A 12,545-nucleotide genomic window follows, 5' to 3' on the forward strand; every position below is an offset into this window, starting at 1 on the left:
ACCGTTTTCCCGAGGAGTCCCCATGAGTCTGAGCAAGGAAGAGACCCGCGGCGTCGGCCAGATCCCGAGCGGCCTGTTCATCGTCTGCGCCCGCGACGGCGAAATGATCGACGGCTATCTGGCGTCGTTCATCCAGCAGGTGAGCTTCTCCCCGCTTCTGCTGGCCCTGGCCGTCAAGCCCGGCCGCCCGGCGTACGACCTGATCAAGGCCGGCCGTCCCTTCTCCATCAACGTCGTCGGCGACCACGACTCCAGCTTCCTGCGCCACTTCTGGACGGGCTACGACCCCGACCTGAACCCCTTCCGCGAGATTCCCCACACCGTCGAGGAGTCGGGCACGGTCACCCTGGACGGGGCCAAGGCCGTCATCGAGGCCAGGCTGGTCGGGTCGGCGGAGCCGGGCGACCACCTGGTGGTGTTCGCCGAAGTCGCGTCGTCGCGGATCCTGAACGACGAGGCCAAGCCCTTCGTGCACCTGCGGAAGTCCGGACTCGAGTACTGAGGGTTCGTACCGCGCCGACGTGAGGCACCGGGCCGCGGGGTCCGGTGCCTTTCGCGTGCCGGGGAGCGGCGTCGCGCCGATCCGGGCTCAGCGGGGGCGGCGGTAGACGGCGAAGAAGTGGGGCACCGGCGGCTCCTGGTCGTCGTCGTAGGCGTCGAACTCCTCCGCGACGAGGCCTTCGGCCTGGAAGCCGTCGATCTCGGGCCGGTCCAGGGCCAGGGGCCAGGCGTCGAGGCCGGCGTCGGTCGCGCGGCTGCGGCAAGAGACGAGCACGGCGCCGCCGGGCGCGGCCAGGGTGGCGATGGCGCGTCGGGCCCGCACGCGATTCGCGCCGGTGAGCACCTGGATCGTGTTGCACTCGTAGACCACGTCGAAGGCGCGGGACCAGTCGGCGGGCAGGGCGAAGAGATCGGCCACCCGCCAGTCCACGGCGGCGTCGGGAAAGCGGTCGCGGCAGAGGGCGATGGCCGCCGGGGAGACGTCGAACGCGGTCACGGCGTAGCCCGCGGCGGCGAGGGCCAGGGCGTCGTCGCCCACACCGCAGCCCACCACGACGGCGCGTCCGCCGGGCGCGGCGGCATGGCGCGCGAGCCACGCCACGAGGTGGGGGCCGGGCGCGAGATCGGCCCAGTAGACGTTGCGGTGGTCGCCGCCGGCGCGCGTGTAGAACTCGTCGAACCAGCCGTCCGGGTCGCCGTCGGCGGCGTACCGGCGGGCGAGGCGGAGGGTGCGGTCGCGGGGCGATTCCATGGGCGTCCTACTCCGATCGGGTCTCGTGGCGGTCCAGCAGCCGGACGAAAGCCGGGGCGTCGCGGATCGCGTCCCAGCGCGGATCGGCACGGAGCCAGGCCGTCGACATGATCGAGGGGATGGCAAGCGCCTCGTCCAGGGCCGCCACGGCGGGATCGACCTGGCCGAGGGTCGCGTGCACGAGGGCCAGGTTGATCAGGGGCACGGGCGCGGAGAGGGCGTCCCGGGCCAGGGAATCGAGATCGGTGGCGCGGCGGGCCTCGGCGACGGCCTCTTCGGCGCGACCGAGGGCCGCTGCGGCCAGGCCCAGCGCGGCGTGGTAGCGATGGTCGTCGGGGAAGGCGGCGACCAGGTCCGCGAGAGCGGCGGCGGCCCGCTGCAGCGCCGGGCGGGCTTCGGCGTCGCGGCCGGCGGCGCGCAGGGCCATGCCCCGCTCCAGGTCGGCGGGGAGGTAGAACGAGCCGGCCTGCAGCGGTTCGCCGCCGCAGGCGTCGAGGCGCTCGAGCGCGGCCTCGAAACGACGGTCGAGCAGCTCGACCAGATAGCCGACCCGGCACGACTCGTTGCCCGCCCCGGCGGGCGCCATGGCGAGGACGGCGCGGGCGGCCGTGGCGTCGCCCCGCCAACGGAGCAGCAGCAGCGCCGTCTCGGTGTACGGATAGGGGTCGTCGGGCTGCAGTTCGATGGCCCGGCGGAAGGCCCGTTCGGCCTCCGGATAGCGGCGCAGGGTGCCGAGGGTCTCGCCCTGGCCGACGAACACGTTGGGGTCGAGGGGGCTGAGCACGCGGTAGCGATCGAACGACTCGAGCGAGGCTTCGAACTCGCCCTGTCGCCGCTGGACGTACGCCTTCGTGAGCATGGCCTCGGCCAGGTTCGGGGCGATCCGGACCGCGTCGTCGAGGGCGGCCAGGGCGCGGGGGTAGTCGCGCGCGCCCCAGTAGTAGTACTGGCCCAGGGCCAGATGGGCCTCGGCGAGGTCGGGGCGCAGGGCGAGGGCCCGGTCGGCGGCGTCCCGGGACGCGGCCAGGCGGGCGGCGGTGCGGTCGAAGCCGTAGTGGTAGATCCGGGCGTTCATGGACGCGAGGCGGGCCCAGGCGAGGGCGAAGTCCGGGTCGGCCGCGACCGCGCGCTCGAACATCTGCACGCCCAGCTCGAACGACTCGCGGCTGAAGCCCGGGGCGCGGAGCTGGCGCATGCCCTGCAGGTAGGCCTGGTAGGCGGCCATGTTCGCCGTGGGGCGCTGGTCGAGCATCTGCCGCGCGCTCGCGAGGATGGTCACGTCCAGGGCCTCGGCGATGCGCGAGGCGATCTCGGCCTGGAGGGCGAAGATCTCCGTGACCTCGCGGTCGTAGCGGTCGGTCCAGACCTGGGTGTCGTTGGCCACGCGGATCAGGCGGGGCGACACGCGCACGCGGTGGGCCGACTCGTCCCAGCGGATCGTGCCCTCCAGGATGTAGTCGGCGCCGAGTTCGCCGCCGATCTCGCGGATCGACTTCTCCGACCCCTCGTACACCCGGGCGCTCGTGCGGGAGATGACGCCGAGGCCTTCGATCACGGCGAGGCGGGAGGTGATCTCGTCGGTCATGCCCGCCGCGAAGTACTCGTCGGCCTCGTGGCCCAGGTTCTCGAAGGGCAGTACGGCGACGACCGAGCCCGCGCCGCCCGGTGGCGTCGCGACGTCGCCCCCGCCGCGGCCGAGCAGGAAGGCGCCGGCGGCGACCACCGCCACGACGCCGGCCGCGATCGCGGCCACCCGGCGTCCGGGCCGGGATCCCGCGGCCCGGCCGCCCGACGTGTCGAGCCCGGGGTCGGGCAGCTCGAGGGTCGCCGCCGACACGGACGACCCGCCCTGCACGGCCCGGAGGTCGGCCGCCAACGCGGCGGCGTCGGCGTAGCGGAGGTCCGGCTCCTTGGCCAGGCAGCGCCGGATGATGCGATCGAGGTCGACCGACAGGTCGGGGCGGAGCAGCGACAGGGGGCGGGGATCGTCGCGCAGCACCGCCGAGAGCAGTTCGATGGTGCTCTCGCCCTCGAACGGCCGCTTGCCCGCGGCCATCTCGTACATCATGACGCCGAGGGAGAAGATGTCGGAGCGGTGGTCGACCTGTCCGTTGCGCGCCTGTTCGGGCGACATGTACCAGGGGGTGCCCAGCAGCACGCCGGCGCGGGTCACGGTGAGCGTGTCGAGGGTGTCGCTGCTTTCCTCGTCCGGGGTCAGGTTCAGCTTCGCGAGGCCGAAGTCGAGCACCTTCACGCGTGCGCCGTCGTCGGTGACCATGACGTTGCCGGGCTTCAGGTCGCGGTGGACGACGCCCTGGGCGTGGGCCGTGGCCAGGGCGTCGGCGACGGCCGCGGCGACGGCGATCACCCGCTCGGCCGGGAAGCCGTCCGGCGGCAGCAGTTCGCCGAGATTGCGTCCGGCCACCAGTTCCATGGTGAGGAAGTGGACGCCGTCGGCCTCGTCGACGCTGTGCAGGGTGACGATGTTGGGATGGTTCAGACCCGCGACCGTGCGGGCCTCGCGGGCGAAGCGCGACAGGCGGGCCGGGTCGTCGGCCATGGCGGCCGGCAGCACCTTCAGCGCCACCTCGCGGTCGAGCCGGGTGTCCCGGGCCCGGTACACCTCGCCCATGCCGCCCTGGCCGAGCAGACCGATGATCTCGTAGTGCGACAGGGAGCGGCCGATCATCGCCATCCAGGTCCGGAACAGGGAGACGGAAACGGGTGAGCGCCCGGTCAGGATAGGCGAGTGCCGGCCTCCCGTAAAGGTGCCGGAATTTTTCCGGCCCGCGGCTGCGCACTTCCCGCCGGGCCTCCGCATGTGCCTCCGAGAACCCGTCCGCCGGCCGTCGGCGGTTGCACCTGCATCGCCCGGAGATGAACATGCGTCGTCAAAACAGATTCCTGCTTTTCCTGTCGCTCTTCCTGCTGCTGGCCGGCGCCTGCTCACGCGACGACGGTCCCGTCGATCCCGGCGGATCGGGCAGCAAGCCCACCGAACTGGTCGCCGTGCTCGACGCCGGCGGCGAGTTCAGCGAGCCGGCGCCCCTGTACGAGGAGACCGACCCCGAGGAGTACGACAGCGGCGACGAGCAGTACTACTGCACCCGCTCGACGGTGAACCTGGTCGAGAACTTCGACACGTACCCCCAGTTCGACCCCAACTCGCGCATCGTCTACCCGGGCAACCTGCTCCAGGGCATCACGCTCGGCAACGCGACCCCGTCGGAGATCCCGGTCGCGCGGGGGGGCGGCTCGATCGTCGTGACGCTGGTGAACGGCTCGGGCACGGTCGCCCGCACCCTGCCCGAGGTGAGCATCGGGTCGGTGTACACGGCCATGAACGAGATCATCGCCGGCACGCCGGACGATCTGCCGGCGCGGACGAGCTTCACCATGGAGCGCATCTCGACGCGCGAGCAGCTCGGCGTGGCCATGCGGGCCAACTACAACTCGCTGACCACCGACATCCGGGGCAGCCTCGACTACTCGAGCGACGTGCGCTACAATAGCTTCCTGGTGAAGCTGACCCAGAGCTACTACACCATGGCCTTCACCACTCCCACGGACCCGTCCCAGTTCTTCGGAGCGGGCGTGACGACCGAGCAGCTGTCGCGCTACGTGCAGCCGGGCAATCCGGCGGCCTACGTGTCGAGCGTCACCTACGGGCGCATCTTCTACCTGCTGATCCAGTCGACCGAGACGGCGTACGACATGGAGGCCAGCATCCGGGCCTCGTTCCAGGGCGCGACCTCGGGCGGCACCTTCGACGGCGGCGTGAAGTACGTGAGCGAGCTGAACGAGGTGAAGATCGGCGGCTACGCCATCGGTGGCGACAGCCAGCTGGCCAACCAGGCGCTGATGGGCGACTTCGAGGCCCTGAAGGCCTTCGTGGCCCTGGGCGACCGCATCACCACCGGACAGCCCATCAGCTACACGGTGAACGCGGCGGCCGATCCGGCCCGGCAGCTCCGAGTGAGCGTGGCGACCCAGTACGACCTCGTCGACTGCACGCCGCTGGGCGAGTCGCTGCCCGGCGGCCTGGCCTGGTACCGGGGTGACCGGGGCGTGCAGTGGGCGCCCGACATCTTTGACGGCAGCAGCAAGCGCATCCGGGTGTGGGAGAACCTGTTCGGCGACGCCCAGAGGGACATGCCCAAGAGCAACGGGCTGGCCAACGGCGCGGGCAGCTGGTGGGACCACTGGAGCATCCTGTACTTCCACGTCTGGCCGAACAGCGAAGGCCGTTTTCCGGACGAGTGCTTCCCCGAGGTGAACTTCCAGGGCTCGATGATGCGGGACACCGACTACACCATGTTCGCCGTGCTGTCGCTGGGCGACTTCGATCCGACGACGTCGCCGGAACTGAAGTGGCTGTGGGGCGACGGCGTCGACGCCGGACGCACGCTCGAGATGGGCTTCACCCGTCCGGACCACCGCTTCTTCGTGGGGCATGGCGGTTCGACGCGAGTGGCCGCGCCGCTGATCGGGCCGATCGACTTCAACATCATCGACCAGACCGGCTTCCACGTGCTGACGGTGCGCTTCTCGCAGACCGAGGGGATGCGCCTGTACGACCAGGGCGTGCTCATCGCCGAGGATGCGACGATGACCACGCCCATCGAGGTCTTCACGGGCGCCAAGCTGGGCGTCACCGGCTTCGCCCGCAACGACAGGGCCCAGGCCGACGCCTCGCTCATGTTCCGCGAGCTGCAGGTGTACCCGTTCGCCGCGACCGAGTCGCAGCGGCGGGCCCTGGAGACGTCGCTCATGGAGCGGTGGGGGATCTGACCTCCGACCCGCCGCCACCGGGAAGCCGCTCTGCTTCGGCGGGGCGGCTTTTCGCGGCCGTGTGCGCGCCGGGAATCAGTACGGCACGCGCGACGCGTCGTCGCGCCACTCGCTCATGAGCGCGCGGCACGCGTCGCGCTCCACGTCCGCTGCGACGGCGAAGGGCGGCGCCTCGCGGCCGTCCAGCTCGCGGTAGATCCGGGCGTCGTCGAAGCCCACCGCCGCGGCGTCCTCCCGCGTGGCACCGTAGGCGAGCCGGTCGAGGCGGGCCCAGTGGATGGCGGCGAAGCACATGGGGCAGGGTTCGCAGGTGGACCAGATCTCGCAGCCCGACAGGTCGAAGGTGCCGAGGGCGCGGCAGGCGGCCCGGATGGCCTGCACCTCGGCGTGGGCGGTGGGGTCGTTGCTGCCGACCACCTGGTTGTGGGCGCGGGCGATGATCACGCCGTCGCGGGTGATGACGGCGCCGAAGGGGCCGCCCTCGCCGCTGCGGAGGCCGCGGCGGGCTTCGGCCACGGCGGCCTGCATGGGGGTCTCGGTCATGGTTGCACCTCGTTCCTGAATCTACCTGTTCATCGGCCGCAGGTCCATGGGCCTGAGGGACGAACGAACGGGCGGGGCGGGTGGCCCGCCGGCGCTGGCCTGCGGCCGCCGCGCGCGGTACGATGGCGCCGACCCCCGACCGGAAGGCGAACCATGGCACCCCGCTTCGTGCTCGGCCTCGATCTGGCCGGACCGGCCAATGCCCCCGACACCGCCGCCGCCCTCTTCGCGACCCGCGGCACGGGCCTGGCCCTCGTCGAACTGCGCACCGGCCTGGACGACCGCGCCCTGCTGGCGTGGCTGCGGGGGCATGTGCCCGTCGCCGGCGCCCTCGTGGCCGGGCTCGATGCCCCGTTGAGCTACAATCCCGGCGGCGGCGACCGTCCCGGCGACCGGGCCCTGCGGGCGCGGCTCACCGCGGCGGGGTTGCCCCCGGGCAGCGTCATGGCGCCGACCATGACCCGCATGGCGTATCTCACTCTGCGGGGCATGGCCGTGGCCCGCCTGCTGCAGGCGACCTGGCCCGACCCGTTCGTGTGCGAAACCCATCCCGGGGGGAGCCTCGTGCTGCGCGGGGCGGAGGCGGGGCTCGTGCGGTCGCTGAAGCGCGTGGCCGGCGCCCGGACCGCGGTGCTGGCGTGGCTCGCGACCCAGGGCGTGGCCGGTCTGCCGACCCGGGCCGGCGACCATGCCGTCATGGCCGCCGCCGCCGCCCTCGGGGCCCACGGCGCGGCGCGGGGACGCGCGGTTTGGCGGCACGCGGCCGAGCCGCCCCTGCATCCGTTCGATCTGGTGTGCTGAGCCGGACGGAGGGCCGTCTGGCGCCCCGCCCCGTTCGACGCTACCGTGGGGCGCAATCCCGTGCCGCCGATCCGCGGCCGGAATCCGGGCGAACGTTTCACGGAGGGAACAAACATGAAGTCGCTGTTGCGCCTCACCCTTGTCCTTGGCCTGGCCGTGCTCGCGGCTTCCCCGGCGGCCGCCGGCGCGAAGCTGGGCGGCGGCATCCACTACCTCAAGACCGTCGGCGACCTCAAGGACGTCGAGGGCTTCGACGACAGCGCGATCGGCTTCATGGGCTCCGTCGCCTTCGACGGCCCGCTGCTCCGCCTCGAGGGCGATGTCGAGTTCATTCCGAGCTACGCCGGCACCGACGAGTTGTACTGGTCGCCGCAGGCCTACGCCATGATCGGGCAGTTCATCTACGGCGGCGTGGGCGTGGGCGTGGGGCACATGGGCGGGGGCTTCGGCTGGCAGGACCCGTGGTACGCCCTGCGCGCCGGCGTGCGGCTGGGCCTCGGCGGCCTCGACCTCGACGTCTTCGGCACCTACCGCTTCGAGAAGTTCGGCGATCTCGAGGGCGTCACCACCGACGACATGAACTCCGTCACCCTCGGGGCGCTCGTGCACTTCTAGCCGCACGGAGACCGACGGGACTCGCAAGGCCACTCCCCGCCGGGAGTGGCCTTCGTCGTTCGCCGCCCCGGGGATCAGCGCCGCGGCACGCGCGCGGCGACGCGGCCGAGCCCCCACTGCTCGGCGAAGGCTTCGAGGGCGCCCGAGTCCGCGCCCCGGTAGACCATGTCGTCGACGCCGAAGTCGCAGGGAGCGGCGACGTCGAGGGCCACGAGCCGGCGACTCATGAGGGCCCCGTCGCGGCCCTCCTCGAGCTTCTTCCGCAGACCCTTGGCGCCGCGCACCGGCAGGGCTTCGACCCGGTCGAGGTCGGCGTACACCGCATCGAGATCGTCGAAGACCTCGAGCAGGGCGCAGGCGGCCTTGGGCCCGACGCCCCGCACGCCCGGGATGTTGTCGACGGCGTCGCCGGTCAGGGCGAGGAAGTCGCGCACCTGGTCGGCGCGCACGCCCATCTTCTCCGGCACCCGGTCGTGGGTCAGCCAGTCGTCCCTGGCCAGGTTGTAGATGCGCACGCCGGGCCGCAGCAGCTGGGCCAGGTCCTTGTCGCCCGACACGATCACCACCTCGCAGCCCTCGCCGAGCAGGCGTTCGGTGAGTGTCGCCATCAGGTCGTCGGCTTCGTAGCCGGGGCAGGTCGCCGTGGCGATGCCCATCCGGGCGACCAGTTCGCGGCACAGGTCGAACTGGGGCACCAGCTCCTCGGGCGGTGCGCCGCGGTTGGCCTTGTAGGCGGGAAAGATCTCGTTGCGGAAGGTGTGCGCGCCGGCGTCGAAGCAGCAGGCGAGCAGTTCGGGCGTGTGGTCGCCGAGGAATTTCTGCAGCGTCATGCCCAGGCCGAAGACGGCGTTGATGGGCGTGCCGTCCGGCGCGGACATGGGGCGCATGGCGAAGAAGCTGCGGAAGACGTAGGCCATGCCGTCGACCAGCCAGGCGGTGCGGGGAGCGGACACGACGAGTCCCTTCGTTCGGGTCGGGGGGGCGCGGCGCGCCCCCGTTCAGCGGATCTGCAGGACGCGCGCCCGGGCTTCGGCGCCGCCGCTGCGACCGCGCACGAGGTAGACGCCGCTGGCCACGGTGCGGCCGTGGTCGTCGCGGCCGTCCCACGCGATCTCGCGCGTGCCGGCCGACCACGTGGCGCCGGTGGCCAGTCGCCGCACCCGCCGCCCCTGCAGGTCGTACACGGCCAACTCCATCGCGCCGTCGCGGGCCAGGTCGACGGCGAACAGGGCCCGCGCGCCGCCCGGGACCGACAACGCCCGGATGCGCAGGGCCGGGCCGCCGGGCGCGCCGGTCTCCGGCACCGCCGTCGGGCCCATGACGATGGCCACCGGCCCGTCGTCGTGGCGGATGGTGGCCACGGCGGTGGCCGGATCCCAGCTCCAGCCCGCGGTGGCCGGCACCGGTCCGGCCACCTGGGGCAGCGGCGCGGCCCCGGCGTACACGCCGCCGGGGGCCCCGGGCAGCTTCACCCGCTCGAGCCCGGCGCCGCCGGCGGTGGCGTACTCCAGGCTCGGACCGTCCAGGGGACGGTCGATGCTCACCAGGGCGTGGTCGGCGGCGAGGATGTAGGCGTCGCCGACCGGGGCGAGATCCGGCTCGAGGGCCATGATCTCAAGGCAGTACTTCACGGTGTTGAAGTTCTGCTCGTACCAGCTGTCGCTGTTGAAGTACGTGATGATGTCGCGCACGGTCGTGAACATGCGGCCGTCGTTCTTGCGCGTGTTGCGGCCGTGGGAGCAGGCGGCGGCCATGTCGAGGGCCGTCGTGCGCCACGCGGCATCGCGGCGCGGATCGCCGGCCAGGGCCTGGTCGAGCAGCAGGGCCGTGCGCGCGTACTGCAGGCTGCTGGCGTAGGTCGCTTCGGGCCAGCCGGACCACTCGAGGGTCACCGGCGTGTAGGGGTCGTACTTCGGCGACGGCGACTCCTGCAGGTAGCGCGACGAGAGCGAATCCCAGATCGTCACGGCCAGGTCCTGCCAGCCGGCGGGCCGGCGCCGCAGCAGTTCGACCAGCATCTCGTGGCCGGAATAGTGGTCCTGGAAACCGGTCTGCATCTCGGGCGACTGGTCCTCGTAGAAGCCCTCGAAACGCATGTAGTCGGCGGCGGCGGGGTTGCCCGGATTGGCGAGCAGCCAGGCCCAGGCGCGGTCGGCGGCGTCCTGGTAGGCGGCATTGCCGGTGCGCGCGGCCATGGCGTCGAAGAAGCGGATCGCGGGCGTCAGGTGGCTCGTGTAGTCCTGGGTGACGGTGCCGTCGGACGGCACCACGCGGAAGGGCCAGCGGCCGTCGTCCGCGGCGCCGCCGCCGAGCTGGGTGGCCGCCATGACGTCGGCGATCTCGACCGCCCCGTTCCAGTAGGCCGCCTCGCCGGTGATGTCGTACAGCCGCAGCAGCCGCAGGGCGAACATGGGCGGCTTGTCGGTCATGATCGCGGGGCCGTCCCAGCCGCCGCCCATGACCCCGTCGGTCTGGGTGCTGTAGGGCAGGTTGCCGTAGAGGTCGCCCGCCGGCGTGCGGTGCTCGAGGATCCAGTCGGCGTAGGCCCGGGCCCGGGCCAGCGCCTCGCCCGAGAGGTCGCCGCTGAAGCGCCGCCAGTCCAGGAAGGCGTCGATGGCCACCGACGCCGTGTAGCCCGGATAGCTCACCGAAAGGTAGCCCGGATAGCCCACGAGGCTGCCGTCGAGGTTGTTGCCGTCGTTGATGGCGTAGCTGTAGAAGTAGGGCGGCACCGGGTAGCCCGCCGGGTCGTCGTCGTTGGTGCGGATGCCGTTCCAGCCCACGTCGGAATAGAGGAAGCCGATCACCTCGTGCACCAGGTCGGCGTAGGGCAGGGCCGGAGCCACCGCCGCGCGTGCGGGCAGCGCCGCGAGCAGCGTCACGGCGAAGACGGGGACGAGAAGGATGCGGGCGCGCGGGCTCACGGCGACTCCTGTCGGGGCTTCGTGGTGGGAATGCGCCATCATACCACATGGCGACGCCGCGCGGTGCGGCTTGCTTCCGGTGCGGGGCGCCGTCATACTGCGGGCATGAACCGTTGCCTGCCGTTCCTGCTGCTGCTGGCGGGCGTCGTCCTGACGCCGACGCCGGCCCACGCCCTGAAGGACCCGGGGCCGCCGCCGGCGCGCGGCCCGGGCCGCGACGCGGTCTACGCCGGCCGGGTCTTCGTCCACGACACGGCCTACGTCGCCACGTCGCCGTTCCGCATCACGGGCCGGCAGGCCCTGGTCTGGTCGGGCATCCTGGCCACGACGCTGGTCATCTACAACAACGACGAGGCGATCCGTGACGCGGTGCATGACGGCCGCGACCAGCCCGGCCTGAAGTGGTTCTACGAACTGGGCGAGTTCGCCGAGCCGGTGGGCCACATGGGGGTCATGAACAAGTACTGGTTCGCCGGCCTGGGCGTCAGCTACGCCGTCGGTTCGGACAAGGCGACCCGCATCTTCGGCGAGATCCTCGAGGCGCACTTCATCGCGGGTTTCGGCAAGCTGGCGGTCCAGTCGGTGGCCGGCCGCGACCGGCCCCACGCCGGCAACGGGCCCGAGTCGTGGGGCAACGAGGACGCCACCAGCTTCCCGAGCGGCCACGCCATCAACATCTTCGAACTGGCCACGATCCTCTCCCACCACGCGAACCGCACCTGGTTCACCGTCGGGGCCTACACCGTGGCGGCGGCGGTCGGGGTCCAGCGGGTGGCGAGCGACGCCCACTGGCCCAGCGACGTCTTCCTCTCGGCCGCCTTCGGCACCGCCGTCGCGCGCTGCCTCGTCAACCTGCACGACCGCTACGGTGGTCCGCGTCCGGTGGTGGCCGGCACGCCGCAGGGGCCCGCCCTGGCCGTGTCCTGGCGTTTCTGAGCCTGCGCAGGTTCGGCGGAACCGGGACCGGTCCGGCGGGATCAGCGGGCGAGGGTCACCTTGCCGTGCAGGCGGCGCTGGAAGGGGCCGGCCTCGGCCTGGCCGCGCGTCGTGACCCGGTACAGGTAGATGCCGGAGGGGGCCTCGCGGCCGGTGTCGTCGGTGCCGGTCCAGAGGAACTCGCGCCGTCCGGCCGTCCGCTCGCCCCACTGCCGATGCAGCAGGCGCCGCCCCATCACGTCGAAGATCTCGACCTCGTCGCTGGTCGCCACCTCGGTCTCCCACATGAACACGGTGCGGGGGTTGAACGGGTTGGGCGTGGCGGGCAGCAGGCGCACCGGCGCCGCGGCGACGTTCCGGCCCGACTTGTTCAGGACATCCGCGGCGTCATCGTGCAGCAGCCAGCGCTGGGGGTCGATGTCGACATTGCTGATGGTCGCGGGCAGGGGCACCACGAACTCCTGGTCGAGGCGGTAGACGATCAGGGTGACGGTGGTGTCGAGGCCGGCGCCGCGCATCTGCACGTCGAGGGGGAAGCGGTAGGCGGGCTGCGAGCCGTCCGGCTCGGGGTCCTGCTCCTGGCGCACGCGGACGCGCACCTCGTTGGCGCCCTCCTGCCAGTTGTTCTGCCAGTCGACGCGCAGCACGGGGTAGGTGGTGCGGGTCAGCCACTGGTCGAAGAA

The 12,545-nt window shown here is 72.3% G+C and carries 11 protein-coding genes; 5 read left to right on the plus strand and 6 right to left on the minus strand.

All coding sequences use genetic code 11. From position 1 onward, the window contains the following. Window positions 1–22 precede the first annotated feature (22 nt). On the plus strand, window positions 23–502 hold the full coding sequence (locus KDM41_03685) for a flavin reductase family protein (protein MCB1182511.1): 480 nt from the start codon (window positions 23–25) through the stop codon (window positions 500–502). A gap of 87 nt (window positions 503–589) precedes the next feature. Here the strand turns inward: KDM41_03685 and KDM41_03690 are convergent, their stop codons facing one another. Both KDM41_03690 and KDM41_03695 read right to left on the minus strand, forming a co-directional pair. Then, window positions 590–1,252, minus strand: coding sequence for a class I SAM-dependent methyltransferase (locus KDM41_03690; GenBank protein ID MCB1182512.1), 663 nt, complete (start codon window positions 1,250–1,252; stop codon window positions 590–592). Between the two features lie 7 nt (window positions 1,253–1,259). Continuing rightward, window positions 1,260–3,941: a protein kinase gene (locus KDM41_03695; GenBank protein MCB1182513.1), complete on the minus strand. Its 2,682-nt coding sequence runs from the start codon at window positions 3,939–3,941 to the stop codon at window positions 1,260–1,262. A 194-nt stretch (window positions 3,942–4,135) separates the two neighbouring features. Here KDM41_03695 and KDM41_03700 point away from each other — a divergent pair, with 194 nt between their 5' ends. Continuing rightward, window positions 4,136–6,043, plus strand: coding sequence for a thiol-activated cytolysin family protein (locus KDM41_03700; protein ID MCB1182514.1), 1,908 nt, complete (start codon window positions 4,136–4,138; stop codon window positions 6,041–6,043). 75 nt (window positions 6,044–6,118) lie between these two features. Here KDM41_03700 and KDM41_03705 read toward each other — a convergent pair whose 3' ends face one another. Beyond that, window positions 6,119–6,571 (minus strand): nucleoside deaminase, encoded by a 453-nt coding sequence (locus tag KDM41_03705; GenBank protein MCB1182515.1) that lies wholly within the window; start codon window positions 6,569–6,571, stop codon window positions 6,119–6,121. 168 nt (window positions 6,572–6,739) lie between these two features. Here KDM41_03705 and KDM41_03710 point away from each other — a divergent pair, with 168 nt between their 5' ends. Together KDM41_03710 and KDM41_03715 are read left to right on the plus strand one after the other, a co-directional pair. Further along, the gene (locus KDM41_03710) at window positions 6,740–7,387 is read left to right on the plus strand and encodes a DUF429 domain-containing protein (GenBank protein MCB1182516.1); all 648 of its coding nucleotides are present in this window, start codon (window positions 6,740–6,742) and stop codon (window positions 7,385–7,387) included. A 114-nt stretch (window positions 7,388–7,501) separates the two neighbouring features. Beyond that, a complete protein-coding gene (locus tag KDM41_03715; protein ID MCB1182517.1) occupies window positions 7,502–8,002 on the plus strand; it encodes a hypothetical protein in 501 nt (166 codons plus the stop codon). Between the two features lie 74 nt (window positions 8,003–8,076). Here KDM41_03715 and KDM41_03720 read toward each other — a convergent pair whose 3' ends face one another. Beyond that, window positions 8,077–8,955, minus strand: coding sequence for a flap endonuclease (locus KDM41_03720; protein MCB1182518.1), 879 nt, complete (start codon window positions 8,953–8,955; stop codon window positions 8,077–8,079). Between the two features lie 45 nt (window positions 8,956–9,000). Then, window positions 9,001–10,926, minus strand: coding sequence for a hypothetical protein (locus KDM41_03725; GenBank protein ID MCB1182519.1), 1,926 nt, complete (start codon window positions 10,924–10,926; stop codon window positions 9,001–9,003). Window positions 10,927–11,031: 105 nt separating this feature from the next. Here KDM41_03725 and KDM41_03730 point away from each other — a divergent pair, with 105 nt between their 5' ends. After that, window positions 11,032–11,862, plus strand: a complete 831-nt coding sequence (locus KDM41_03730) for a phosphatase PAP2 family protein (protein MCB1182520.1) — start codon at window positions 11,032–11,034, stop codon at window positions 11,860–11,862. A 41-nt stretch (window positions 11,863–11,903) separates the two neighbouring features. Here the strand turns inward: KDM41_03730 and KDM41_03735 are convergent. Next, on the minus strand, window positions 11,904–12,545 hold a 642-nt coding region (locus KDM41_03735), incomplete at its 5' end, for a T9SS type A sorting domain-containing protein (GenBank protein ID MCB1182521.1).

The organism is bacterium, from assembly GCA_020440705.1.
In the GTDB taxonomy this organism is placed as follows: domain Bacteria; phylum Krumholzibacteriota; class Krumholzibacteriia; order LZORAL124-64-63; family LZORAL124-64-63; genus JAGRNP01.

Excerpts from the sequence above, each read along its gene's own strand:
- KDM41_03690 (MCB1182512.1), bottom strand. The coding sequence starts at position 1,252 with ATGGAATCGCCCCGCGACCGCACCCTCCGCCTCGCCCGCCGGTACGCC.
- KDM41_03730 (MCB1182520.1), top strand. The coding sequence starts at position 11,032 with ATGAACCGTTGCCTGCCGTTCCTGCTGCTGCTGGCGGGCGTCGTCCTG.
- KDM41_03685 (MCB1182511.1), top strand. The coding sequence starts at position 23 with ATGAGTCTGAGCAAGGAAGAGACCCGCGGCGTCGGCCAGATCCCGAGC.
- KDM41_03715 (MCB1182517.1), top strand. The coding sequence starts at position 7,502 with ATGAAGTCGCTGTTGCGCCTCACCCTTGTCCTTGGCCTGGCCGTGCTC.
- KDM41_03705 (MCB1182515.1), bottom strand. The coding sequence starts at position 6,571 with ATGCAGGCCGCCGTGGCCGAAGCCCGCCGCGGCCTCCGCAGCGGCGAG.
- KDM41_03710 (MCB1182516.1), top strand. The coding sequence starts at position 6,740 with ATGGCACCCCGCTTCGTGCTCGGCCTCGATCTGGCCGGACCGGCCAAT.
- KDM41_03695 (MCB1182513.1), bottom strand. The coding sequence starts at position 3,941 with ATGATCGGCCGCTCCCTGTCGCACTACGAGATCATCGGTCTGCTCGGC.
- KDM41_03700 (MCB1182514.1), top strand. The coding sequence starts at position 4,136 with ATGCGTCGTCAAAACAGATTCCTGCTTTTCCTGTCGCTCTTCCTGCTG.